General features: G+C 59.2%; 17 protein-coding genes. All 17 read left to right on the top strand.

Annotated elements, in window-relative coordinates; all coding sequences use genetic code 11:
* The first annotated feature begins 8 nt into the window (after positions 1 to 8).
* Positions 9 to 728 (top strand): flagellar brake protein, encoded by a 720-nt coding sequence (locus tag COMA2_RS00745; RefSeq protein WP_090893776.1) that lies wholly within the window; start codon positions 9 to 11, stop codon positions 726 to 728.
* Between the two features lie 185 nt (positions 729 to 913).
* Positions 914 to 2,110 carry a DegT/DnrJ/EryC1/StrS family aminotransferase gene (locus tag COMA2_RS00740; protein ID WP_090893775.1) on the top strand — a complete coding sequence of 399 codons (1,197 nt, stop codon included), beginning with the start codon at positions 914 to 916 and terminating at the stop codon, positions 2,108 to 2,110.
* On the top strand, positions 2,107 to 3,069 hold the full coding sequence (locus tag COMA2_RS00735; RefSeq protein ID WP_090893773.1) for an NAD-dependent epimerase/dehydratase family protein: 963 nt from the start codon (positions 2,107 to 2,109) through the stop codon (positions 3,067 to 3,069). Before COMA2_RS00740 ends, COMA2_RS00735 begins: the two co-directional genes overlap by 4 nt.
* Before the next feature lie 7 nt (positions 3,070 to 3,076).
* On the top strand, positions 3,077 to 4,024 hold the full coding sequence (locus COMA2_RS00730; RefSeq protein WP_090893771.1) for an NAD-dependent epimerase/dehydratase family protein: 948 nt from the start codon (positions 3,077 to 3,079) through the stop codon (positions 4,022 to 4,024).
* A gap of 33 nt (positions 4,025 to 4,057) precedes the next feature.
* Positions 4,058 to 5,128 carry a GHMP family kinase ATP-binding protein gene (locus COMA2_RS00725; protein WP_090893768.1) on the top strand — a complete coding sequence of 357 codons (1,071 nt, stop codon included), beginning with the start codon at positions 4,058 to 4,060 and terminating at the stop codon, positions 5,126 to 5,128.
* Positions 5,125 to 5,889, top strand: coding sequence for a sugar phosphate nucleotidyltransferase (locus COMA2_RS00720; protein ID WP_090893766.1), 765 nt, complete (start codon positions 5,125 to 5,127; stop codon positions 5,887 to 5,889). The genes COMA2_RS00725 and COMA2_RS00720 overlap by 4 nt, the downstream gene beginning before the upstream one ends.
* A 23-nt stretch (positions 5,890 to 5,912) precedes the next feature.
* Positions 5,913 to 7,100: a pyridoxal phosphate-dependent aminotransferase gene (locus COMA2_RS00715; RefSeq protein WP_175304299.1), complete on the top strand. Its 1,188-nt coding sequence runs from the start codon at positions 5,913 to 5,915 to the stop codon at positions 7,098 to 7,100.
* A complete protein-coding gene (locus COMA2_RS00710; RefSeq protein ID WP_245630788.1) occupies positions 7,084 to 8,592 on the top strand; it encodes a B12-binding domain-containing radical SAM protein in 1,509 nt (502 codons plus the stop codon). Before COMA2_RS00715 ends, COMA2_RS00710 begins: the two co-directional genes overlap by 17 nt.
* Positions 8,593 to 8,610: 18 nt before the next feature.
* Positions 8,611 to 10,440, top strand: a complete 1,830-nt coding sequence (locus COMA2_RS00705; RefSeq protein ID WP_090893760.1) for a thiamine pyrophosphate-binding protein — start codon at positions 8,611 to 8,613, stop codon at positions 10,438 to 10,440.
* Positions 10,441 to 10,486: 46 nt separating this feature from the next.
* Positions 10,487 to 12,103 carry a B12-binding domain-containing radical SAM protein gene (locus tag COMA2_RS00700; protein WP_090893758.1) on the top strand — a complete coding sequence of 539 codons (1,617 nt, stop codon included), beginning with the start codon at positions 10,487 to 10,489 and terminating at the stop codon, positions 12,101 to 12,103.
* Positions 12,104 to 12,124: 21 nt separating this feature from the next.
* The gene (locus COMA2_RS00695) at positions 12,125 to 18,544 is read left to right on the top strand and encodes a glycosyltransferase (protein WP_090893756.1); all 6,420 of its coding nucleotides are present in this window, start codon (positions 12,125 to 12,127) and stop codon (positions 18,542 to 18,544) included.
* 57 nt (positions 18,545 to 18,601) lie between these two features.
* Positions 18,602 to 19,828, top strand: a complete 1,227-nt coding sequence (locus COMA2_RS00690) for a glycosyltransferase family 9 protein (protein WP_090893754.1) — start codon at positions 18,602 to 18,604, stop codon at positions 19,826 to 19,828.
* Entirely contained in the window at positions 19,825 to 21,642 is a 1,818-nt protein-coding gene (locus COMA2_RS00685; protein WP_090893752.1) for a CgeB family protein, read from the top strand. The genes COMA2_RS00690 and COMA2_RS00685 overlap by 4 nt, the downstream gene beginning before the upstream one ends.
* 91 nt (positions 21,643 to 21,733) lie before the next feature.
* A complete protein-coding gene (locus COMA2_RS00680; protein WP_090893750.1) occupies positions 21,734 to 23,398 on the top strand; it encodes a glycosyltransferase family 9 protein in 1,665 nt (554 codons plus the stop codon).
* A gap of 14 nt (positions 23,399 to 23,412) precedes the next feature.
* Positions 23,413 to 23,943, top strand: a complete 531-nt coding sequence (locus tag COMA2_RS00675) for a hypothetical protein (protein WP_090893748.1) — start codon at positions 23,413 to 23,415, stop codon at positions 23,941 to 23,943.
* Between the two features lie 191 nt (positions 23,944 to 24,134).
* Positions 24,135 to 24,959, top strand: a complete 825-nt coding sequence (locus tag COMA2_RS00670) for a flagellin N-terminal helical domain-containing protein (RefSeq protein WP_090893746.1) — start codon at positions 24,135 to 24,137, stop codon at positions 24,957 to 24,959.
* Between the two features lie 70 nt (positions 24,960 to 25,029).
* Complete coding sequence (locus COMA2_RS00665; protein WP_175304297.1) at positions 25,030 to 25,392, top strand: flagellar protein FlaG; 363 nt, start codon at positions 25,030 to 25,032, stop codon at positions 25,390 to 25,392.
* Positions 25,393 to 25,409: the final 17 nt, after the last annotated feature.

The following is a 25,409-nucleotide window of genomic DNA, read 5'->3' as shown; positions in this document are numbered from 1 at the left end:
CAAGGAATATGAACGACATCGTAGTATCCGTCCCCCCCGCGGCATCGTTTTTATCGGTCGGCCTCGCGCTGAAACTGTCCTTCGCGCGTGATCAGCAGAAGGTCATGTACGGCACGACGCTCCTTGGATGGAAGGATCATGCGTGGCTTGTCTGCGAATGGCCGCTTCAGCTCGGCCATGACCAGCGGATCGACAACGACACCCCGTGCACGATCAGTTATTTTCATGACGGGAAATTGGTCGGGTACCGCAGTGAAATACGGGAGCTGATGGCTGTGCCGGTTCCGTTGCTCTTCGTTGCGTATCCCACATCGGTGGAAGAGATGCATTTGCGGAAACACCTCCGTGTCTCCGCCAACGAACCAACGTTGCTGATGCGGGCCGCTCGCGACAGTTTCTCCGGATCCGCGCTGCCGACCAACGACTATTTCGGCGGTCTGTTGAAAGATCTCAGTGAGGGAGGATGCAGTGTGCTCATGGCTCGAACTCCGACCTGGCTGCGTCCAGGAACGACGGTGCATCTGGAGTTCGAATTGTCGGGCTTGGGACATATTACCAACCTGACGGGTATCGTGAAGAATGTCGACACGCGGCAGGGTGAGGACATCATCGGTATCGAGTTTCAATTCAACCGCATGGAGTACATCGAATACCGCGGGTGGGGCGGATCAGTCCGAAACGCCATCGAACAATGGACACAGAAATCGATCGGCTTACCGCCCTTGTGACGACCGGCACTCCCATCCTTCCCAAGCACTTTCTTTCCATACCGATCGGTAAATTCTTCCTACTCCTTCCTTATGTGAGGATCGCAATCCTGGCTTTATACCGGAAATCCAGACGATTGCAGTGGCATGTATCTTGAACATAGTCGCTTCAGCCGCTCGAAACCAACAAAGTTGGAGTGAACGCCATGGATGGCCTCAGCTCAACGCACCCAATGCTCAATCCGCGATGGTGTCTTGCCTACGACACGATCGACCGTCACGATATCGACCGCTTGATCGAGTGGCTTCAGACCTATCCACGCCTCACCAAAGGGACGATCACCCTCGACTTTGAGTCGCGTTGGTCGACCTGGCTGACCCGATCGCATTCTCTATTCTGTAACTCGGGATCGTCGGCCAATCTCCTGATGTACTACGCACTGCTCGCCTCCGGCCGCTTGCGCAACAAGAAGGTGATTGTTCCCAGCGTGGGATGGGTCACCTCGATTGCGCCGGCCATCCAATTCGGCTTTGAGCCCATCATGTGCGAGGCCGATCCCGAGACGTTCGGTCTGGATTTGAACCATCTTGAAGCGCTTCTGAAACAGCATCAGGCTCAGACGGTCATGCTCGTTCAAGTGCTGGGCGTTCCGCACAAGATGCGGGAGGTGCTGGCGTTGAAGGATCGGTATGAATTTATCTTGATGGAAGATGCCTGCGCAGCCATCGGAGCCAGCTACGAAGGCCGTAAGATCGGATCATTCGGGGATCTGGCCAGTTTTTCCTTCTATTTCGGCCATCAGATGTCGACGGTTGAAGGCGGCATGGTCTCCACGGATGAGAAGGCGTTCGCGGACCTTCTGCTCATGCTCCGCAGCCATGGTTGGAGCAAGGATTTGGATTCTCAGACCCATGGTGCCCTGGTCACGCAGCACATGATCGATGATTTTCATTCTCCTTTTGTGTTTTACGAGCCCGGGTTCAATCTTCGTTCGACCGACCTCAACGCCTTTATCGGAGTCGGCCAACTCGAAAAGCTGGATTGGATGACGGAGCAACGGCGACGCAACCATGCGCAGTATCTCGACCGTCTGGGCTCACACTTCTATGTGCAGCGGCCTCCGGTGGGCAGTCAGGTGGCGAGTATTTCCGTGGGGTTGATCGCCGATTCACGAGAACAGCGGCGGCGTATTGTGAAAAATCTCGCCCAGCACGGCATTGAGACCCGTATTTTCTCGGCCGGCAATCTAGGGCTCCATCCCTTCTGGGTCAGACGGTATGGCGTGACCAGTTTTCCTGTCGCCGACCGGATCCATCATTGCGGGTTTTTCCTGCCTAACCACGCCGGGTTGACCGCAGATGACATCGCCGCCATCTCCCGCGCGGTCATGGAGGTTGCATGACGGGCCCGTTGTTGGTGACCGGAGGCTCGGGTCTGTTGGGATCGGCTGTGAGGGAGTTGCACCCACAGGCGGTGTTTGTGACCAGCGCGGATGGCGATCTGCGCCGCCCGGATGTGGCGAAGGCGTTGTTCGATGAAGTCCGCCCGAGCAAGATCCTGCATCTCGCGGGTCTGGTTGGGGGCGTGAAAGCCAACGCCGAGGAAAACAGCCGATTTTTCGAAGACAATGCGCTCATCAATCTGTCCGTGTTGTCTGCCGCCCGGGCGCTTCGGATCCCAAGGTTGGTGAGCATTCTCTCAAGCTGTGCCTTTCCGATGTTTTCCGATCGGGCCACAAGCGAAGAAGACCTCCAGCTCGGCTTCCTCTATGACGGGAATGCAGGGTATGGCCATGCCAAACGCATGCTGGATTTCCATACGCGACTGGCGGTGAAGGACGAAGGGTTGGCCTGGACGACAGTGACACCGGTTACCATGTACGGACCTCACGATTCTTTTGATGCCGAGCATTCGCATGTCGTCGGATCGTTGATTCAGCGCTGTTGGAAGGCCAAGACGACGGGAACTCAGTACGTGGTGTGGGGGAGCGGCCGGGCGGTGCGGCAATTCGTCTTTGCGCGGGATGTCGCGCGCGTGGCGCTGGATGCCACCGAGCGCGATCTTGACCCCGGGACCACGATTATCGCCCCGGACCAAGGCATAACGATCCGATCCCTCGCCGAGACCATCGCGGCTGCCATGGACTACACAGGACCGATCCACTTCGATCGCAGTCAGCCGGAGGGGATGTTGATCAAGCGGTTACAGAGCACGTGTTTCACGTCCCGATTTCCGGCATTTCAGTTTACCGCTCTCAGAAACGGGTTGGCGGAGACCGTACGCTGGTTCGCGCAACAGACGTCCTTGGCCGAGACAGTGGGAGCGACGCCGGTGTGTGATGCGCATGTCGATAGGAGATGAATTACCGATGACCACCGCATCCGTACATGTGCTTGTCACCGGAGGCGCCGGCTACATCGGGTCGGTTCTCTCTCGACAGCTCCTTGACCGAGGGTATCGCGTTACCGTGCTGGATAATTTCATGTATCGACAGAACAGTCTGCTGGATTGCTGTTTTTCCCATGCGTTTCGCGTCGTACGCGGCGATTGTCGCGATGAGCGCATCATGACGGATCTGTTGCGCGACGCCGACATCATTATTCCCCTCGCGGCGTTGGTCGGCGCGCCGCTCTGTGATCGAGACCGAATCGGCGCCTATACCGTCAACTTTGAGGCGGTCCAGCTGCTTTGCAAGCTGTCGTCGCCGAGCCAACGTATTGTGTTTCCCGTCACCAACAGCGGCTATGGGATCGGGCAGGCGGGTGTTCCCTGTACGGAGGAATCTCCGCTCCGCCCGATCAGTCTGTACGGAGAAACAAAAGTCAAAGCGGAACGGGTCGTTCTGGACCGCGGCAACGCCATTACCTTGCGGCTGGCGACAGTCTTCGGTGTATCGCCTCGGATGCGGATGGATCTGCTGGTCAACGATTTCGTGTGGCGCGCCGTCTCCGATCGCGCCGTGGTCGTGTTCGAGGGGCACTGCAAGCGCAACTACATCCATATTCGTGACGTGGTGCGGGTGTTTCTTCATTCCATGGATCGATTTGAGGCGATGAAAGACCGGGCATACAACATCGGATTGGATGATGCCAATCTATCCAAGCTCGAACTCTGTCGGGAAATTCAGCGCATCGTGCCGCACATGGTGTTTTTTGAAGCTCCCATCGGGGAAGACCCGGACAAGCGAGATTACATCGTGTCGAATGAGCGGATTCTCTCAACCGGATTTTGTCCGGACTGGTCGCTTGAACGAGGAATACGGGAACTGACGAAGTGCTACACCATCGTTCGTGGAACCGGGTACGGGAATGTGTAGCGCCATCCGTGGACGGGCACGGGAAGGAGCAGCATGATCATCAGCCGCACGCCGTTCCGGATTTCGTTCTTCGGTGGGGGCACCGATTATCCTGTGTGGTTCAAAGAGCACGGCGGCGCCGTATTGGCTACAACCATCGACAAATATTGCTATATCAGCTGTCGATACTTGCCGCCGTTCTTTGAGCATAGGACGCGGATTGCGTATTCCCGCATCGAACAGGCCAAGAACAACGACGAGATCGAACATCCGGCCGTCCGAGGCGTGCTCCAGCATATGCGCATTTCGGAAGGCCTCGAAATTCACCACGACGGAGATTTGCCGGCGCGTACCGGTTTGGGGTCGAGTTCGTCGTTTACGGTCGGGCTGCTGCATTCGTTGTATGCGCTGCAACATACGATGCCGAGCAAGGCCGAGCTGGCCCACACGGCCATTCATATCGAGCAGGACGTCCTGCAAGAAGCCGTCGGGTGCCAGGATCAGGTCATGGCCGCGCACGGAGGGTTGTGCCGCATTGATTTTTTCCAAGGCGGGGAGATCGGGTACACCCCCATCGTCATGAAACCGGAGCGGCTCACCCTGTTTCAGGACCATCTCCTGCTGTACTTCACGGGGTTCTCGCGAACCGCCTCGGAAATCGCCAAAGAGCAGATCGAACGTACCAAGCAACGGCGCGTGGAACTCTTCGCGATGTTGCAGATGGTGCAAGAGGGAGTGTCCCTTCTGACGGGAGACCGTGATCTTTCCGAGTTTGGAGAGTTATTGCACGAAGGGTGGATGGTCAAGCGAAGCCTGACATCGAAAATCGCCACGCCGATGATCGATGATATTTACGATGCGGCCAGGCGCGCCGGTGCGCTGGGTGGAAAACTATTGGGTGCCGGTGGGGGCGGCTTCATGCTGCTGTTTGCGAAGCCGGAGATTCACCCGCAGATCAGGGCGGCCTTGCCCGGATTACTGGAGGTCCCGTTCCGTTTTGAGGGATTAGGCAGCCAAATCGTATTTTATCAGCAGGAGATTCCCATCCAGCGGGATGCATTGTGGCCGAATGAGCGGCACACGTTGCTCTCTTCCCGGTTAACGCCGGTAGGTAAGGCGGCATGAAGGTCGTCCCGTCAACCCCTCCGGACCTCCTTGTCCTCTGCGGAGGCCAGGGGACGCGATTACGCTCGGTCCTGATCGATCGACCCAAGCCGCTGGCGATGATCGGTTCGCGCCCATTCATGGATTTCGTGCTTGATCCGTTCGTGCGGCAGGGCGTCAGGCGGGCCGTTTTGTGCACTGGGCATCTGGGTGATCAGTTTGAATCCTGGTATGCGGAGCATCCCTGCGAGATCGAGCTGGTATTTGCGCGGGAAACAACGCCATTGGGAACGGCCGGAGCGATACGCCATGCCGGCATGTGGATCAGGGGCGATTTCTTCATAGTGGCCAACGGCGATTCTCTGTGCGGGATCGATCTGCCTTCGCTGCTGGCGGCTCATGTCGAAAGGCGGGCCTGCGCGACCGTCGCATTGATTCATGCCGATCATCGGAGTGACGTCGGCTTCGTCGCGATGGATGCCCGGCAGCGCATCACCCGGTTCTCTGAAAAAATGCCGGCGCAACGGACCGGGTTTTGCAATGCCGGCATTTATGTATTCAATCGATCGGCGATTGCATCGATTCCCGCCTCCCGACCCTATTCGCTTGAGGCCGATTGGCTTCCGACGCTGCTTCCATTGGGTGTCTATGGATTCGTCAGTCAGGCGCCCTTGTATGACATCGGCACACCGGAACGTCTTTCCGAATTCCGATCGATCGTCGGTTCCGCCGATTCTCTACGAGAAGGTTGTGCGTCCAACAGGTCGGCCTCGTGCGGGTGAGGACAATGGTAACGACAGAACGAATGACCATGTTTCCATTTTCAACCCGCGCCGAACGACTCATCGGCCAAGAAATGTTCAAAGTGATGGATCGCGCTCAAGCGCTCGAACGAGAGGGCCGAACGATCTACCATCTCGAACTCGGCAATCCTCGGATCGCGCCGCCTCGTGAAATCATCGATGCGACCATGGAGGCCATTCGTGCCGGACAGCTTGGGTACGCGCCCATGGCGGGGATTCGAGAGTTGCGGGATGCGGTGGGGGATCGCATCGCGCGAAGAACTGGCCGTCGAATCGACGGCGGTTCCGTGGTCATCAGCCCCGCCAATCTTCTCATCAGTCAATTTCTCGACCTCACCTGCAATTCCGGGGATCGGGTGGTGTTGTTCACCCCTGCGTTTCCGTCCTACTGGGCTGCGGCTGCCCATAGCGGTCTGACTGTGACGGCGATCCCTCTGTCTCAAGAGAACGGATTTCATTTGGATGAAGCGCGGATCGAGGCTGCCGTGGCTGCCTGTCCAAAGGCGATCATCGTGAACTCCGCAAACAATCCAACCGGTGCGGTCTATACACAATCCATGCTGAGGTTGCTGGTCCGACGTTGCGAAGACGCAGGCATCTGGCTGTTGAGCGATGAGACGTACGCCGACCTGTCGTTTGGGCGGACCTTTTTCAGTCTCGCGTCTTGCGAGTCGCCACAACTCGTGGTCATGTCTTCCTTTTCGAAAGTGCTTTCCATTCCAGGATATCGAGTCGGCTACGCTCTGGCGCATCCGGCTGTCGCGGAAAAATTCGCGCTCTCGACGTCCACGCTCATCTCGTGCCTGCCCATTTTCAGTCAGTTGGGATGCGTCGCCGGGCTGTCGGTGTTCGATCAGTATGCCGAGCGCGTCAGAGCGCAATACCGTCGCGTGACGAGCCTGTGCGCCGAGTGGATCAATCGTTCGAGCGCTGTCCGTTGCGCAACGCCGGAATCGGGCTTTTACCTGTTCATCGATATCCGCGCTACAGGTCTCGATGACGTCGCGTTTTGCAAACGTCTTCTCGAAGAACGGCATACCGCCGTGACACCGGGCCGTAGTTTCGGAGTCGGCTGCGATTCGCACGTGCGCATCGCGACGTGCGGATCGGAAGACGATGTCATGGAAGGCACGCGCCGGATCGTGGAATTGGCCGGCGAGTTGGGAGGCTATCGTGTCAAAGCCGCGTAGCGTGTTGTTCGTGGCCCCTCCGAGCCGAATCCAGGTCTATCAAGATCTCGGCAAGGACTTGGCCGCAATCGAGCCACCGGTCTGGGCCGGACTCCTGGCCGCCTTCATGCGCAGGCAGGGCTATGAGGTCGCGATTGTGGATGCGGAAGCCTCCGGCTTCGATCATCAGCAGACCGCGGAGGCGATCGTCGCGGCGGATCCCGCTCTCGCGGTGTTCGTGATGTATGGACAACAACCGTCTGCTTCCACGCAATGTATGCCGGCGGGTCGGCTGGTCTGTGAACGACTCAACGAGCTCGCCGACATTCCAACGTTGGTCATCGGCACGCATCCCTCGGCGCTCCCGAAACGGACGTTAGAGGAAGAGCCCTATACCTATGTCTGCCAAGGTGAGGGGCCGCAGACGGTCCTTGGATTGTTCGAGGTCCTAATCGGGAAGGGCCGGCGGCTGAGAGAGGTGCCTGGATTATGGTATTTCGATGGAGGCCGACCGACTTCCAATCCTCCCGTGCCGCTCATCATGGATCTTGACGCCACGCTCCCGGGCCAAGCCTGGGAGATTCTGGACATGGGGCGGTACCGGGCCCACAACTGGCATTGTTTTCATCAGTTGGATTCCCGCAGCCCCTACGCGTCGTTACAGACGAGCCTGGGCTGTCCGTTCAAGTGTTCATTCTGTTGCATCAATGCGCCCTTCGAGCAGCCGATGCTGCGGACCTGGAGTCCGGATAACGTGATCGGGCAGATCGACCGTCTGGTGAACGAGTTCGGCGTCACGAACATCAAAATTCCGGACGAGATGTTCGTCTTGAATCGCCGGCATGTGCTCGGCATCTGCGACCGGATCATTGACCGCCGGTATAGCCTCAATCTTTGGGCCTATGCCCGAGTGGATACCGTACAGGACGAGGTGCTCGAACGGCTCAAAGCTGCGGGTTTCAACTGGCTCGGGTTGGGTATTGAGTCCGGCAGCCAGCATGTGCGAGACGGCGTCGAAAAGGGCCGGTTCGGCGAGCGGGAAATTTTTTCGACCATCAGGAAGATTCAGTCGCACGGAATCCATGTGGCCGCCAATTACATCTTCGGTTTGCCGGACGACGATCTGGACAGTATGCGCGCCACGCTCAATCTGGCGCTCGAATTGAACACGGAGTGGGCCAACTTTTATTGCGCGATGGCGTACCCGGGCTCGCCGCTCTACGACCTGGCCAAACAGCGACAGTGGCCGTTGCCGGACGATATCGGAGGACCGGGCTGGATCGGCTATTCACAGCACGCGTACGACTGTCTGCCGTTGCCGACAGAGACGCTTCAGGCCACGCAAGTTTTGGATTTTCGGGATAGGGCTTTCCAGGAGTACTTCACGAATGACGGGTACCTGGCGATGATGCAACGCACCTTCGGTTCCACGGCGGTCCGGCACGTGCGCGACATGTGCACCCGTAAGATCGGGCGTCGTCACCATGAGTCGGTCGCTCCGGCGGTCTCATGATTTGAGAAGGAGAACAGCATGGTCAAAGTCGCGGATTTTCTCATTCATAGCTTAGCCGAGCGGGGCATCGACAAGATGTTCGTCGTCTACGGCGCGGCTAACGGCGATCTCGTTGATGCGTTTACCCGCACCGCTGCAACTGAATACGTTGCGGTTATGCACGAGCAGGCCGGTGGATTTGCCGCCGAAGGCTACGCCAAGGTGAAAGGCCTTCCTGGGGTGGCCATTGCGACCAGCGGTCCCGGAGGGATGAACCTCCTCACCTCGATGGGGAACTGTTTCTACGATTCGATTCCGTGCGTTTTTCTCACCGGACAGATCAACTCGAGGTTTCTGCGTCCGGATCCATCGATCAGACAGGTCGGATTTCAAGAAACGGATATTGTGGCGATGGCGGCTCCCGTGACGAAGTACGCCAAGATGATTGTGCAGCCTGAAGATATCCGCTACGAGTTGGAAAAGGCTCTCTGGCTGTGTCAGAGCGGGAGACCGGGGCCGGTGTTGCTCGATATTCCGCTCGACGTTCAGAAGGCGACGGTCGACGCCAAGCAGCTCATCGGATTCGATATTCCGGCGATGGCCCCGTTCGATCTGGGCGTGGTCGACGCGCAGATCGAACGGTTACTCGACGATCTGCGGTCGGCGGAGCGACCTGTCATCCTCGTGGGCGGGGGTGTGCGCCTCGCTGACGCGCAGGACGATGTGCGGGAGTTGGGACGCCGGCTGAAGATTCCCTGTTTCCCGACCTGGAATGCCCTGGACGTGATCACCTCCGACTATGAATGGTATGGAGGCCGTGTCGGGACTTACGGGGGAGCCGGGCGCAACTTCGGCATTCAAAACAGCGATCTGCTCCTGTCGATCGGAAGCCGGATATCAGGACGCATTACCGGCGGCAATGTCCGGAGCTTTGCGCGGACGGCTAAAAAATATCTCGTCGAGATTGATCCGGCCATGGTGCAGCGGAAGTTCCAGCAAGTCCCTTTCGACGTCAATATTCTCTGCGACGCCAAAGTCTTCGCGCATCGACTTATGGTGGCGTTGGAACGGTCCTCAAAGCCGATGCCGGTGCGTGCGGGATGGACGGAACGGGTGATGGAGTGGAAATGCAAGTACGATCCTGTCAGGCCGGAGTTCTTCGCGCAAAAAGAACGGGTGCATCCCTACGCCTTCATGCGGCGCCTGTCGGACAAGATGGGTGCGAGCGATATTCTGGTCGGCGATTGCGGCGGCAATATCGTCGTCAGCAACCACGCGTTCGAGACGAAGTATGGCCAGCGGAATCTGACGAACAACGGCAATTCTCCCATGGGGTTTTCATTTGCGGGTGCCATGGGGGCTTGGTTCGCCGATCCATCGAGGCAGGTGGTGTGTACGATCGGAGACGGCGGATTCAACATGAACCCTCAAGAAATGCAGACTTTCGTGAACTATGGCGTCAAGGTCAAGACGTTCATACTGAACAATCATATCTATGGGATCACGAAGGCCTATCAAGAAACAAACTTCCAGGGCCGGGCGGAGGCATGTGGGCCGAAGGGCTATCGCCCTCCCAACTTCGTCAAGTTGGCACAGGCCTATGGGATCAAAACCGTGACCATCATCAATCACGCGGAGATGGACGTCAAGATCGAGGAAGTGCTGCGTTACGACGGGCCTGTCGTGTGCGACGTCGACATGGACGAGTATCACACCTACGAACCCAGAATCTTCGGATGGAAGACGCCGATCGAAGACATGTATCCCTATCTGCCTCGTGAGGAGTTCAAGGAGAATATGCTGATTGACCCGGCAGAGGGATGGATGAGTCCGGAGTACCCGGACGTCGTGAAGTCGATGCAACCATGAGGATGGGGCTTGTGATCATGCGATCGGACCGGACCGGAGGTTTGCGATGAAAGTGCTTTTGCTGTATCCGAGTTGGACGGGAGCGTACGGTCTCTTTGGCCACTTTGCGAGACGCAACTCCACCTGGCCTCCGCTGAATCTGGCGCTGTTGGCCGCCATTGCCGAACGGCACGGTCACGATGTGACCGTCATGGACGGTGAGGCGGAGCAAATGACGCTGGAAGATATGGCACAGCGAGCCGTGGCGCTCCAGCCGGACGTCGTAGGGTTTACGGCGACCAGCCCTTTTTTCCATCTCAGCAAGGCGGTTGCCGAGGGAATCAAGCGCCTCGCTCCCCACATACCGATCGCCGTGGGCGGCCCGCACATTACGATTATGAAAGAGCGGGCGCTGCTTCCCGCCTTCGACTACGCGTTCATCGGGGAGGCGGAAGAATCGTGGCCGCAATTTCTCGACCGGTATGAGCGGGGCCAAGACATTGCCTCTGTCGCGGGAATTATCTACTGGAAGAACGGTTGCGCGGTCTCCACCGGGCCACCGGCCGACATCACGGATCTGGACGCACTGCCGTTTCCGGCTCGGCATCAGCTGAAGATGCCGCTTTACAAGCTGGGCACGCTCCGAGGCCGGCTGCCCTTTACGTCGATTCAGACGATGCGGGGCTGTCCTTGGAAATGCATTTTCTGCGCGTCGGAAGCGCTCAAGACGACCGAAATGCGGGTACGGTCCCCCCGCACGGTGGTCGACGAGATGAAGTCCGTCGTGGAGAAATTCGGCACGCGGCACTTCTACATTGTCGACGACGTCATGACCTTGTGGAAGGACCACATTCTGGAAATTGCGGACTGTATAGATCAGGAAAAATTGAATATCACGTTCGAGGGTAGCACCAGAGCCAACTTGGTGGAGGACGAGGTTATCGCCCGTTTGGTCCGCAGCGGCCTGATCCGTCTGTCGTTCGGACTGGAAACCGTGGATCCTGAAATCCGAAGAACGATGAAGAAGCAGGTGCCCTTGGAGCACTATGTGCGAGCTAACGGCATCTGTAATAAGCACGGCGTCGAAGCGCTGAACAGCGTGATGATCGGGCTGCCGGGTGAGACGCGGGAAACAGTCCGCGCCACGCTGAAGTTTCTGCGCAACGCGCGGGAAGTCAAACAGGCAAACTTCGCCATTGCGGTACCGTATCCCGGAACCGAATTTCACGAACTGGCCGTGAACGGCGACAAGGGTGTCAAGTTGATGACGAAGGATTTTTCCGAATATCGGCGTTACGGTTCCGCCGTCACGATCGTCGGCGATCTGAAGCCCCAAGATCTGATCGATCTACAAAACGAAGGCTTCGTCAGCATCTATAGCGCGCCTTGGCGCTGGATTCCCATGCTGCAAAAGCATGGGGTCATCGGTGGATCGCTTATGCTGATACGGGTTGCGCGGCTCCTCTCGAAGAAGTTGTTCCAATTATCCGGACGACGGTCGGATGAGCAGCTGGTCAGTCTCGGCGACGGCGGATTTGGGAGCGTCACGGATATGCCTGTTGCAATCGCGGCAGACTCGGGCCAAGCAGTCAAGTCACCGGATCTGGTGCAGATCGAGCCACTCGACAGAGAACTGGTGGCTCCGGCCGGTCATTACGGTTCGCCGACGCGGCCCAATGGTTAAACCCGGAAAAGACAAGCACCCATGAATCATCGATCATCACCGCAGATTTTGTTGCTGCAGTTGGAGTTTCCGACATGGACTCAGGCCAGGGCTTGGACCTATCCAGCCTGTTTCGGTGTTGCCGAAGGATTACGGGCAGCCGGCGCAACCTGTACGACGATCCCATTGTTTGCGAATACGTCTCTGTCTCCGGATCGATGGCTGGAACAGGCCAGGGCCGTCACCGGCTGCCGACGTTTCGATCAAGTTTGGGTTTGGCTTGTTCATTCCCCTTTGACCGCACCCGTGCTCGAGTGGATCTCGGGCCTGACGCCGGTTCGTGTCGGGATCGTCATGGAGTCGCTGACTTACGATGAAACCGATTATGCATGGGCCGGACATCTTCGGACCAGGATGCAGACGGTGGCCGAACAATCCCGAGCCTTCACGCATGTGCTGGTACCCGATGAGCGGGACACCGAACCCTTGGCGCGGCGTGCCGGCATTCGCTCTTTATGGTGGCCGACGATGGTGCCCGAGCGGTTCATCGTCCCGGCTGAGTCGGAGCCTCGTTTCTCCACAGGCGTGTTCCACGGCCATCCGTATGGGCCTCGTCGAACGTGGCTTGAGCACGAACGGTTGCGAGCCCACATGACCTTCGTGGGGCCGGGCATGCCACAGAGCCAATATCAGACCTCGTTCGACCAGCTGCAAGCGGCGGCACTCAAACGCGTAGCCGACCCGGCGCCTATGACGGGCCAGCGGATGGCAGACTATGTCGCGATGTTGCAGGAGGTGCGTGAAGGTGAGTTCAGGGAATGGATGGCGCAGCTCCCGCAGTGGGCCGCCATCGTGAATCTGCCGAGCTTAGCGAAATTCTACGGAGGTCGAGTCTATGAAGGTATGGCGGCCGGCCGTCCTGTGCTGACCTATCAGGTAGCTGGTCGTCCGCTCAATAACTCACTGTTCATTGAAGGGGAGGAGATCCTGTGTTTCTCGCCGAACGATGCAGTATCGCTCGATGCCTGTCTCGAGAGAGTGCTGAACGACCGCGCTTTAGCCGGACGCATCGCGGCGAATGCTCGACGCAAGATGCAACGATACCATACGAGTGAGAGGCGATTGGCGGACACCCTCCGCTGGATCGAATCGGGGGAACAACCGGACTACGGCATCGCGCAATCATCAGAATCGAGGGGCGGGGCGGTCCCGATTCCTCGTCCAGCCGGCATGATGGAATCAAAGACAACGGTGTTTGTCTTGACGGTAGACGATCCTGTCTTTTCCTCATGCAAAGCGGCGTTGGATGCGCAGCGGGGCACGAGGTTCGGGTTAGAGATCATTCGAAACGTCTGCCCCTTCAGCGCCGCGGCTCAACGGATGATTACGGATTGTCGGACCGATTACTTCATCCAAGTGGACGAAGACATGATTTTACAGCCGGATGCCGTCGCCTCAATGGAGGCGGTCATGGCGGCCGCGCCCGACGATGTGGGCATGATTTGCTTCCACCTGTTCGACGACGATCGCGATTTGCCGATCCAGGGAGTCAAGATCTATCGAACGGCGCTCATGAGGTCGCTGGCGTTTCAAGATGTCAAGGCCAGCGAGATGGATCTTCTGGAGCAGATGGGCCGTCGCGGCATTCACTGGATCCTCCATCCGGATGTGAAGGGTCGTCATGGCACGGCCTACACGGTTGACAGCATCTACCGGCGCTACAAGACGATGTATGAAAAAGACGTTCGGCAATGGAATGTCCTGACCTCCGACATCCGTCGCAAGGCGGATGCCTATCGCCAAAGCGGCGATCCACTCCAGCTCTTTGCCTTGTTGGGGGCCGCGCATGGGATCATCAACGCGCCGCTGGCGGCTGATCGCGAGAAGGATGCCCGCGTCTACGGTCTTCACGAACTGGACGTGTTCAGACGGCTGTTGTTGACGGATCCCCCGTTGACGCAACCCTATAGCGCTGCGCGACAGGCGCTGCCTGTGCACGGGCCAATCCCGATTGAACAGGTCAAGTGGAAGGGCGAACGCGATCGGCATTCAACACCCATGGTCGCGGACCGCGTCACGAAAAAACAGAACGGAGCGCCGACCAAATCGGCGTTGATCGTGACGCCGCATTTTTGGCCGTCAATCGGAGGTGTGGAGCGCGTCGCGGAAGAGCTTGGAGTCGGATTGGTAGGTCGTGGGTATCGCGTCGATATTGCGACTTACCCGAATCCCGATCGTCACCTCACGACCCACAGAGGGCTCTCGATCATGACCCTGTCGCCTCATGATCGCCAAGAAGGGACGATTCACGTCTGTGCTCTGGAAGTGGAGCGGCTCATCAGTTTAGGAGAATACGATGCCTGCGTGATGGTGGGCGCACCGGTCAATGGTCTGTTCTATGGAGCCATGACGGGATTGTTGCCGAAGAAGACCCGGCTGATCTTTCAGCCGACGTTGAATAAACAAATCTGTGACTTATTGCCCGGCATGAAACAGGCCACAGACCTTGTGGTTCGGCTGGCGGCTCGCGCCCATCATCTCGTGGTGTTGTCGGAGCAAGGCTGTGATGCGTCATTCTTCAGTCAACATGGTCTCAAGACGATCTATTTACCGAACGGTGTCCCGGCCCAGCAGTCCCACACGGAGTTTCGCAAGGAGTACGGCATTGCGCCCGACGCCTTCGTCGTCCTCCATGTCGCGAACCTCTATCCGGTCAAAAACCACGTGGGGTTGCTTGAGGTGTTTGCGTCCGTGCCGCAAGGGGCGAAACTCGTTTTGGTCGGCCACCAGACGGACGACGTGGAGTATGTCGCCCGCGTCCGGCGGGTGCTGGCAGGCCGGCCGGAGGTGCTCTCTATTCCAGGGCTTTCGTCCGAGGGCGTCGCCGCGGCCATGCGAGCGGCGGATGTCCTGGTGGTGCCCTCGCATGCGGAGGCTTCTCCGCTGTGCATCCTTGAAGCGATGAGCCATCGATTGCCGTGGATGGCAACACCCGAATGCGACGCCGCGCAGGAACATGCCGGCGGTGTGGTGATTCCCTTAGTCGACTTCCGACGGGCCGTCGAATTGCTGATGCGAGAACCGGCATTGAGCCGAGCGCTCGGTGAAGCGGGCTACGCGCATTGGGACGCGTGTCGTCAATGGGCTGCTGTGTTGGAGGGATGGATAGAACTGATTGAAACGGGGCACATGACCAGATCGTATAGGATGCCCCCAGACCTGGTTGAGCGTACGACTGCGCAACGGAAGGCATTCGCGAGACGATTAGGCCGAGTCGAGCCCGAATTCGGCGGGCCGCCGATACGAGATGCGGCGAAGCAGGCCAACGGAGTGGTCATGAATTCAGACGCGTTTTATGTGAATCTGTTCGTCAATGCTCCGGCCTGGTCTACGCCCCATCCGAACGCCGACGAAGCGGCGCGGTGGAGCAAGATCGCGGCCTTCCTGGAGTACATCCTTCGCCGCGTACGCCGGCAGGAGCCGAACAAGCGGTTGAGAATGTTGGACATCGGCTGCGGGCGCGGCTGGCTGACCCAGCTTGCCACGATGTACGGGACCTGTGAAGGCGTCGAGCCGGTCGCCGGCGTCGTCGAGCACGCGCGCGCGCTGTTTCCCCATCTGCGGTTTGAAGCGGGGATGGCGGAGAGTGTGCTGAGTCGGCCCGACTTTGCGCCCTACGATGTCGTCCTGACTTCGGAGGTAATCGAGCATGTCCCGCATGGACAAAAGGAACAGTTTCTGGCGCAGCTGGCCCAGCTCCTCAAGCCCGAGGGCTATCTCATCCTCACGACTCCGCGGGGCGAAATGTGGGAGCGGTGGAAGACGATCGCGCCGCCGAATCAGCCGGTCGAAGACTGGGTCACCGAAGAGCAACTCCGCGCCTTGCTGACAAGCGAAGGGTTCGCGGAATTGGGGCTCGAGCGCATTCATGTCGAAGTGCCGAATCTTCGATACATACCGGCTCCGACCCCGGCCGACGCGCGTTCCATGAATCTGATCCCGATCTATCAAGTGTGGGCCTGCCAGCGGACCGCCGACTCAGCGCCCATTCCTTTTACACGCATTCCAAAAGTGTCCGTCATCGTGCCGACATACAATCGACCGGAGCGTCTGAAGACGGCGCTCGCCAGTCTGGTCGCGCAAACCTATCAGGACTTCGAAATTATCGTGGTGAACGACGCGGGCTGCGAGGTGGAGTCCGTCGTCGCCACCTGCGCCGATCGATCCCGCATCACGACGATCTGCCATGATCGAAACCGGGGGTTGGCGGCGGCGCGCAACAGCGGATTGCGCGCGGCGAAGGGCGCGTACGTGGCCTATCTTGACGATGATGATCGGTATCTCCCGAATCATCTGGAAACGCTGGTCGCGTATCTCGATCGCCACGAATGCCGTATCGCCTACACCGATGCGTGGCGCGTGCATGAACGACAGATCGACGGCCGGTATGTCGAGATCGCGCGAGACGTGCCGTACTCGAATGAGTTTAGTCCGGCCGATCTTCTGGTCAGCAACTATTTCCCCGTATTGTGTGTCATGCATGCGCGGCAATGTTTGGACGAGGTGGGGGGCTTCGACGAATCGCTGTTCGCGCACGAGGATTGGGATCTTTGGATCAGAATGGCCACCCGGTTTCCGTTCAAGCACCTGCCTGTGACGACGGCGGAGTTCACCTGGCGCGACGACGGGAGTTCCATGACGAGCGCGACCAGAGAGACCTATCGGCGCACAACCGAGATCATCTACCGCAAGTATGCGCCCTATGCGGAGCTCATTGCCGGTGTGCGGGAAAGCCAGCAGCGGCATCTCCGACGATTCCATGCCGACGCGTCCGAGAAGTCCTACGTCTGCTCTATCATCATGCCCGTGTGGAATCGTCTGGAATTGACGAAAGATTGCCTGACGGCTTTGGCGCGGATCAAGGATCAGCCGGAATATGAAGTCCTCGTCGTGGACAATGGATCAACTGATGGAACCAAGGAGTTTCTTGCCGAACTCAACGGTGACGTGCAAATTATCAGAAATGAGAAGAATGAGGGATTTGCAAAGGCCTGCAACCAAGGAGCGCGAGCCGCGCGCGGCCGATACCTGGTGTTCTTGAACAATGACACGATTCCACAGCCGGGCTGGCTTTCCTCGCTGGTGTCCGAAGCGGAGGCCCAGTCGGAGGTGGGCATCGTCGGCAGCAAGCTCTTGTATCCCGATGGCACGGTGCAACATGCCGGCGTCGTTCGGGACCTGGAGCAGCGCCTGCCCTATCATTTCTGCAAATCCTTCCCCGGCGACCATCCGGCCGTCAATCAACGGCGTGAATTCCAAATCGTCACGGCCGCGTGTTTGCTGATCCGGAGATCGTTGTTCGAGGAAGTGGGCGGGTTCGACGAAGGATACGTGAACGGATTCGAAGATGCGGATCTGTGCCTGAAAGTGCGGGAGCGCGGCTACGCGGTCGTCTATCAACCCCGAAGCGTCGTGCTTCATCTCGAAAGCCAAACTGCGGGAAGGAAGATTCACGACGACGCAAACGCGATGCGCTTTTTGGAGCGGTGGGAGGGGCAATGGTGGGCGGCCGATGAAGACCTGCATTTCTACGTCGGTGGGTGCAAATTACAACGCATCTTTCGTAATGGGCAACTGGGCGGCGATATCGTGCCGTTGGAAGATGTGAAGGATGGAGCCGTTTGGGCGCATGTGGCGGCGGCGCAAACCGCCGCGCTGAAGCAGGATTGGGAATCCGTCAAACGTGAACTACGGTCGGCGGACGATTGGCCGAACGACCAGTTTGTGCTGTCCTGGGGCGCGAAGGTGGCCGAGCGTCTCCAAGAACCGATCAGTCGAACCAAGTTTCTCTCGCGCTATTTGGAGTTGGTCGAGGCGCCTGCAGAGCGGCTCGCGCTGATCCGGACCTTGCTGGAGCAGAAGAACGTGCCGGGAGCAGAGGAACAGCTCCGGATCTTGCTCTCGTCCTCCCCGAGTCATGCGGAAGGACAGTTGCTGAACGGCGTCCTATGCATGCAGCGGGAACAATACGAGGCAGCCGAGACCGCATTCGATTCAGCATTACGTGGCGGGGCCAATCGTAAAAAATGTCTGATGGGGATGGGGATGGCCTCGTTGGGCCGCGCCTATACGCAGGGAGCTTGGGAACGGTTTCTGCAAGTGCTGGAGGAATATCCGGATGATGCCGAGGCCGTTCATTGGCTCTTGCGCGCCGGTACGGCACAAAACCGGTGGGATGAGGTGAGCCGGTATTTGCGCAAGTACCTGTTGCGCAACCCGGCCGACTTGGCGGTTCGTTTTGCGCTGGCCGGTGTGCTGGTTCGAGGAGAGGAAATCGAAGCTGCGCAGAAAGAATACGACATCCTGCGCGCACTGGCGCCCACGTATGACGGCTTGAGTGAACTCGGGCAAGCGATCTCTAGAAAACAAGCCGTATCCACCATGGAAGCCGCGCATTCGTGATGCGCGGCACTGTGCCCTGTCCGCTATCGGCTTAAGGGCGAACCAAAGACAGGAAGAATGTCACGCGCACTCGTCATACAACTGGCCCGATTGGGAGATCTGGTGCAATCGTTGCCGGCGATGACGCAACTCCGCGCGCGTCATCCCGAGACGCAGTTCGATCTTCTCTGTCCCTCACATCTCGCTGAGGTGGGACGGCTATTGCCGGGCCTTGGGAAGGTTCTTGAGTGGGATGGAGCGGCCTGGCAGCGACGTGCGATGGCCGTCCAGGAGGATTTGCGAGCCGATCATCTTATGGAAATCGAGACCGCGCTGGCGGCATTGGCGCCGGACCGGTATGACTGCGCCTATGTTCTCAATCAACATCGCCGGGCGCTGGTGACAGGCTCCTTATTGGCTCGAGAGATGAAAGGACCATTGTTGCATGGGCCGCTGGGCGAGGCATTGACACCCTGGGCCGCCTACGTACGCGCCGTGGCGCAGCGGCGGCTGGGGCAACGTGTGCATCTGGCCGATGCTTTTTGCGGGCTCTGTGGAGTCTCTCCGCCGGGATATGTCGTCACGCTCGATCCTCCGGTTGTCCGATTGCCTGACGATTTGGAGCCGATCGGCAAACGAGGCGCTCCGTGGATCGCGCTCATCGTGGGAGCAGGGGAGGCCGAGCGGTGTGTGCCCGCAGAGGTCTGGCGCCGGTGGATCAACGCATTTCTTGCGTCTTCGTCGCAGGGCCGTGTTGTGCTTGTCGGAGCAGAGCGTGAACGAGCCGCCGAGATTCAAGCGTCGGTGCCTCTCTCGGCGCTGGGTCGAATTTGGGATACGACGGGTCGCACCTCGCTGTCGCAGCTCGCCGCCATTCTCGCTCGTTGCCATCGCGTGGTCGGCTCGGACACAGGTCCTCTGCATCTCGCGGCGGCGCTCGGCAGGCCGGTGATCGGGTGGTATTTTGCGCGGGCACGGGTTCATGAAACGGGGCCGTATGGTTTCCATCATGTGGTGTGGCAGGCCGAGGACGTTCGACGTGAAGCGTTCGACGTGAACCCTAGAAATGAAGAATCGAAGCCTGTCGCCTCACCCTCTGCCTTTCACGCTTCACCCTCTTATTGGCCGGTCGACGAAACCATTGCCGCGATATGCGAACAGGGATATCAGGCGCCGATCGGCTGGACTGTATGGACAAGCCACTGTGATACGTGGGGGGCTTATTATTCGCCGGTCGGTCAAGCAGCCATCCCCCCGCGCGAACGGGAAGCGCTCTGGCATGAACTGGAGCCGGCCCTTTCATGAACTATCTCGTGCAGAATCTCGAAGGCCTTCGCACGCGGTTTCCGGCCCTTGTTCAGGCCACGCGGGAGAACTCGGGCGGTCTGCTGACCGTCGTGCCTTCCCGGGAGGGGAGTCCATCGGCGACGCATGAAGGTCGATGGGTTCACAGCGGATACGATCCGCGTAAAGAAGCCCGGGCGTGGGCCGAAGCGCAATTGCTCGAGTGGAAAGCGGGCGAACTCGGGGTCGTGCTCGGTGTCGGTTTGCTCTATCACGTCGAAGCCTTGGTCGCGCTGAAGCCGCAGGGAGCGATGCTGGCGGTCGTCGTGCCCAATGTGGCCGAGTTCAACGATGCCGCATCGACCAGGTCGATGGAGGCCTGGATCACCAGGGTTGAATGGGTCTGGGGAACATCGGTGGCCATGGCCGAGCAACTGGCCGCGCAGTCGGGGCCGCTCCGATTCATGACGTATAAGCCGGCTGCGTGTCTGCACGGCGAGGCCCATCGTGATTTGGAGACGGAAGTTCGTCGGATCGTTCTGGCCAAGCAGAGCGGCCGGCTTCATGTCGCAGTCGTCGGACCCATCTACGGCGGTTCGCTTCCGATCGCACGTTATGCGGTCGCGGCGCTGGAGTCGCTGGGCCATCGGGTCAGCTGGTTGGATCAGAGTCCGCATCGGGCGAGTTACGATCTGTTTGCCTCCGGCCGGGAACCAAGGCATCGCCTGACCATGCAAAGCCGGTTTGCCGATTTGCTGAGTTTGGGTGTGGTGACGCATCTCGCCGAAGACCCTCCGGATCTTGTGTTGGCGCTCGCGCAGGCGCCGCTGAATCTCGCGGTGCTCGAGCATCTGCGCAAGAAGAAATTTTTGACCGCGATATGGTTTGTCGAAAACTACCGGCATCTGACCTATTGGCAGCAGTTGGCGGGTGGGTACGACTATTGGTTCGTCATCCAGCAAGCGTCGTGCGTCGACGCGCTCATGCGAGCGGGCGCTCGCCGGGTCAACTATCTGCCGATGGCCGCCGATCCCGCCTTGCATCGCCCCCTGGAGCTCACCGAGTCTGAACAGACCGAATATGGCGCCGATGTGTCGTTCGTCGGAGCCGGCTACGCCAACCGGCGCACGGTGCTCCCGGCATGGTTGTCGAAGGACTGGTCATTCAAACTGTGGGGCAATGAATGGGAAGGCGCGGATGCTCTTCTCTCGGTGCTTCAGCGCGGCGGCGCCCGCATCGATACGGAGACCTGCATCAAAGTCTTCAACGCCACGGCCGTCAATCTGAATCTTCATTCCTGTGCCGGTGACGGACTCGACCCAGAGGCGGACTTCGTCAATCCTCGGACGTTTGAATTGGCTGCGTGCGGCGCGTTTCAGCTGGTCGACGAGCGAGCGCTCTTCCCCGATCTGTTCAATTCCAAGGAGATGGTCCGCTTCACCGCGGCGGCCGATGTTCCGTCACTCATCCGTGCCTGGCTTGCCGATCCATCCGGACGGCGTGAAATCGCCGCCGCCGCGCGCCGCCGTGTGCTGGAGCAGCATACGTACGCGCATCGCATGAGCGAGCTGCTGGCGGTGATCGGCATGCACCAGCCGGATCGAATAGGAGCCATGGTGCGGGGCGATCGCAACGCCGGCGCCCTGGCTCAGCGCGCCGACTCGCCCCCCGAGCTTGCGGCGCTGCTCCGGGGATTTCCGCCCAACCAACGCGTGGAGCTCAAAGATGTGGCAGCCCGGATCAAGGCGAACGGCGCCGGTCGGGAACTGGCGCGAGAAGAATTGCTGATCTTGATGCTGGACAGTTATCGCACGGAAACGAGGGATCTCGTATGAAAGCAAGTTTCAAGTTGCACGTGTCATGGTTCTCGTTGAACTTGAAACCTGAAACTCGAAACGTGAAACACGCGCCCGTTACAGATTGGATATGAAACAAGTATTGATTGTGAACATCACCCGCATGGGCGATCTCGTGCAGATGGGCACGCTGTTGGCACGGCTCCGTGAAGAATGGCCGGACGTGGCGGTGGACCTCGTGGTCGATCGGCAATTTGCCCCCGTCGCCTCCATGCTGAGCGGCTTGCGTGACATCATGGCGTATGATTTTCATGCATTGATCGATGAGAGCCGCGCCTGCGTCAAAGATACCGTGGTGTTGTATCGAGAGGTCGCGACATGGGCCGGAGATTTGAGTCAGCGCCGCTACGACCGCATCGTCAATCTGACATTCAACCGGCCCAGCGCCCTGTTGGCTGAGTATGTCGGCGCCCCTGATATCCGAGGCGCACGGAGCGCGTGGGACGGCGGGACGGTCATCGACAATCCCTGGATGGCGTACTTTACGGATATCCATCAGATTCGCCGGATCAACCGATTCAATCTCGTCGATGTCTATGCCATGGGCGGGAGCAGACCGGGCGCGTTTGCGCCGCTGCATGTGGCGGCACCGGCTGAAAGCACGGACTGGGCGAAGCGTTTTCTGTCGAGCCAGGCTGGGCCGGAGCGGGAATGGATCGCGGTGCAGGCGGGGGCAAGTGACGTCATGAAAGCCTGGCGGCCGCAGCATTTCGGCATGACGTTGGCCCGGTTCAGCAAACAGTGGGACGGCGGCATTCTGTTCATCGGATCCTCCTCGGAACAGGACACGATCGCCCAGGTCATTCGGACGTATCGAGAGGCAGGTGGGCGCAGCGTGATGAAGAATGCCGCCGGGCACACGACGCTGGCGCAGCTCGTCGCGCTGTTGGCGGACTGTCGGTTGTTGCTCACGAACGACACGGGACCGATGCATTTGGCCGTGGGCGTGCAGACTCCGGTCATTGATCTATCGGTCGGCCATGTTGATTTTCAAGAGACCGGTCCGTATGGGCCGGGGCATTGGGTGATGCAGCCGGATCTGGAGTGCGCGCCCTGCGGGTTTGAGCAGGTCTGTTCGCACCATGCCTGTAAAGAACGAATCCCAATCGATGCCGTTGCCGCCGTCATGCAGCATGTGGTGGGACAGGGTTCGCCGCCTGCGGCGGTGCCGGGCTATCGTTTATATCGATCGGGCATCGATGCGGATCAGTTGGGGAGTTTTGAACTCGTCTCCGGCCACGAAGATGCAGCGGTCGCCTGGTATGCGGCCTTCTGGCGTCGCCGCTGGTACGAGTCGTTCACCGGCCGACCGAGCCGACTCCCGGCTTTCGACCGCCCCGCTCCGAACCACGACGAGGGAGTGTCCTGTATTCGGACAATGATGCCGCTGCTTCACAGCCTCTGCCGACGGGCCGACCATATTGTTCGGCTCACCGGACAAACACCGATTCCCGTTCAGGCGATTCAAGCGCTGCAGCGGGCACAAACGGAGGAGCGGCAGAAGGTTGCTCAGGCCGGCACGTCGACGTGGGCCACCAAACCGCTCACCACGGCGGCGCTTCGCCTTTTGCATCAGGACAATGTGCAAGGGCTGGAGCGAATGGCGAGACATCATGCGGCGGCATATCAGCGGTGGCGCCGGGAGACGGAATTCGTGGCCTCCCATCTCGCATCCGCGCCGGAGGCGGACGCTCCGATGTCACACATGCCTATATTGTATGCCGGTATCGAATGAGAGGAGACCGACCCATGCAGATCATGCTCGATCAAGACCACTGGGAAGTCGACGCGCCGCTGACGATGGAACATGTCCTGACGGAGGTCAGCGAACGCGCCCATGCCCGAGCTCGTATCGTCACCAGATTGCAGCTCGACCAGCGCACGATTACGGATCGCGACTTGGACCCTGCATTTCTCGCCGAATCGGTCGGGCGCTTCCAGCAGTTGACGGCGGTGTCGCAGCCGATGCCGGAGCTTATACAGGCTGCCGAAGGGTCCATCAGGAAATATGCGGCTACGCTGCGCACGGAGGGGACGGCCTTGCTTTCGACGTTGCGATTCGGACCGTGGTCGCTGTCCAGGCTCGACGGCTGGCTGGGGCAGTTGGCCGATTACCTCGAATTCGTCGAGGGGGCTTCGACCACGATGGAGGGGGGGGCCGGGGGCTCGGCCTTGGCACCTTGGGTGCAACAGCTGCTGGAGGCGCGAGCGGTCTCAGACCTCGTTCGTGTGGCGGATCTCTTGGAATACGAAATTTTCCCGCGGTTGGATGTCCGATGATGACGGCAGATTGGTGTCCGTTAGCAGCGGCTCAGCCTCTTCGTCCTCGATTGGTGCGGTGCTCAAGTCCGTCTTGATTCAGCCGATAAGGCAACCAGACCCGCTCAAAGTGATGAGTCGGGCACGCGCTTCTGCACGGATGCCGGAAGCGAACAGGCTGGTCAAGTTTTTGTCTCAAGGAGGAATGGGCTATGGCAATTATCGTCAACAACAACCCCGCATCCATCTCGGCCCAGCGCAATTTGGGTGTGAGCACGGCGAGCTTGGGTCGCTCGGTTGAGCGTCTCTCGTCCGGCCTTCGCATTACCCGCGCCGCCGATGACGCGGCCGGTCTCGGGTTATCCGAAACCTTGCGGGCGCACATTCGCAGCATCAACCAAGCCGTGAGAAATTCATCGGACGGCATCAGTTTGACGCAGATCGCCGACGGCGCGGCCGCCACGGTCGGCAACTTATTGGGCCGGCTCCGGGAACTGGCGTCGCAGTCATCCAGCGGCACGGTGGGCGCCACTGAACGGTCATACATCGATCAGGAGTTCTTAGCGCTACGTTCGGAAATCGACCGCATTGCGCAGGTGACGGAATTCAACGGGCAAGCCTTGACCAGCGGGAGCTCGATCAGCTTCAGCATCCAGGTCGGGTTCAAGAGCGGATCGGGCAACACGTTGTCGATGGATCTGAACCAGCTGACGATTTCCGCGCTGGGGATCAGCAGCGTGAACGTGTCCTCGGCAGCCAATGCGCAGAGCGCGCTGAGCAACATCGACAGCGCGATCAGCTCTGTGGCAACCGCTCGCGCCGAGTACGGGTCACTCCAGAATCGGTTTGAAGCGACGATCGCGAATTTGGAGGTGTCGAGCGAGAATTTGACGGCAGCCGAGTCGCGGATCCGCGACGCGGACATCGCCTATGAAACATCACAATTCACCAAAAACCAGGTTCTGGTGCAAGCAGGTATCGCCGTGCTCGCGCAGGCGAATACATTGCCGCAACAGGCGCTGGCATTGCTCCAGTAATCACTGGCCATCGGGGCCGCGCCTCCTTTTCATGAGGGCGCGGCCCCGATGAATTTATGTGGAGGCTGCCGTGATATACAGCGTTACACCAAAGGCAGATCTTCGAGTCGAACGCAATCGTGGGGGCGAACCATCGGGTGCGGTAGAGCAAAAACCGAAGGCAAGAAAAGAGGATGCAGAAGCGCGCTCAACTCCCCGGGCATCAGCTGAACGGTCCAGAATCGAAGAGGCGGCTACGAGGGTCAACGAGGTTCTGAGTCTGGCGAACCCGCAGCTCAGGATCAGAGTGGATGATGAAACCGAACGAGTCGTCGTGAAGGTGGTCGAGCAGGAGTCCGGCGAGGTGATCCGCCAGATTCCACCCGAAGAGTTGTTGGAGTTGGAAAAGTACTTGTCGAGCCCGAAAGGGCTGCTGCTGCAAGAGCAGGGATAAGTGATCGCGAGGAGCGC

Source organism: Candidatus Nitrospira nitrificans (assembly GCF_001458775.1).
Lineage (GTDB): Bacteria > Nitrospirota > Nitrospiria > Nitrospirales > Nitrospiraceae > Nitrospira_D > Nitrospira_D nitrificans.
Note: the sequence above shows the minus strand (reverse complement) of the source record. Positions and strands in the feature narration are given on the sequence as shown.

Coding starts and splice junctions, on each gene's coding strand:
- COMA2_RS00745 (WP_090893776.1), top strand. CDS start 9: ATGAACGACATCGTAGTATCCGTCCCCCCCGCGGCATCGTTTTTATCG.
- COMA2_RS00740 (WP_090893775.1), top strand. CDS start 914: ATGGATGGCCTCAGCTCAACGCACCCAATGCTCAATCCGCGATGGTGT.
- COMA2_RS00735 (WP_090893773.1), top strand. CDS start 2,107: ATGACGGGCCCGTTGTTGGTGACCGGAGGCTCGGGTCTGTTGGGATCG.
- COMA2_RS00730 (WP_090893771.1), top strand. CDS start 3,077: ATGACCACCGCATCCGTACATGTGCTTGTCACCGGAGGCGCCGGCTAC.
- COMA2_RS00725 (WP_090893768.1), top strand. CDS start 4,058: ATGATCATCAGCCGCACGCCGTTCCGGATTTCGTTCTTCGGTGGGGGC.
- COMA2_RS00720 (WP_090893766.1), top strand. CDS start 5,125: ATGAAGGTCGTCCCGTCAACCCCTCCGGACCTCCTTGTCCTCTGCGGA.
- COMA2_RS00715 (WP_175304299.1), top strand. CDS start 5,913: ATGACCATGTTTCCATTTTCAACCCGCGCCGAACGACTCATCGGCCAA.
- COMA2_RS00705 (WP_090893760.1), top strand. CDS start 8,611: ATGGTCAAAGTCGCGGATTTTCTCATTCATAGCTTAGCCGAGCGGGGC.
- COMA2_RS00700 (WP_090893758.1), top strand. CDS start 10,487: ATGAAAGTGCTTTTGCTGTATCCGAGTTGGACGGGAGCGTACGGTCTC.
- COMA2_RS00695 (WP_090893756.1), top strand. CDS start 12,125: ATGAATCATCGATCATCACCGCAGATTTTGTTGCTGCAGTTGGAGTTT.
- COMA2_RS00690 (WP_090893754.1), top strand. CDS start 18,602: ATGTCACGCGCACTCGTCATACAACTGGCCCGATTGGGAGATCTGGTG.
- COMA2_RS00685 (WP_090893752.1), top strand. CDS start 19,825: ATGAACTATCTCGTGCAGAATCTCGAAGGCCTTCGCACGCGGTTTCCG.
- COMA2_RS00680 (WP_090893750.1), top strand. CDS start 21,734: ATGAAACAAGTATTGATTGTGAACATCACCCGCATGGGCGATCTCGTG.
- COMA2_RS00675 (WP_090893748.1), top strand. CDS start 23,413: ATGCAGATCATGCTCGATCAAGACCACTGGGAAGTCGACGCGCCGCTG.
- COMA2_RS00670 (WP_090893746.1), top strand. CDS start 24,135: ATGGCAATTATCGTCAACAACAACCCCGCATCCATCTCGGCCCAGCGC.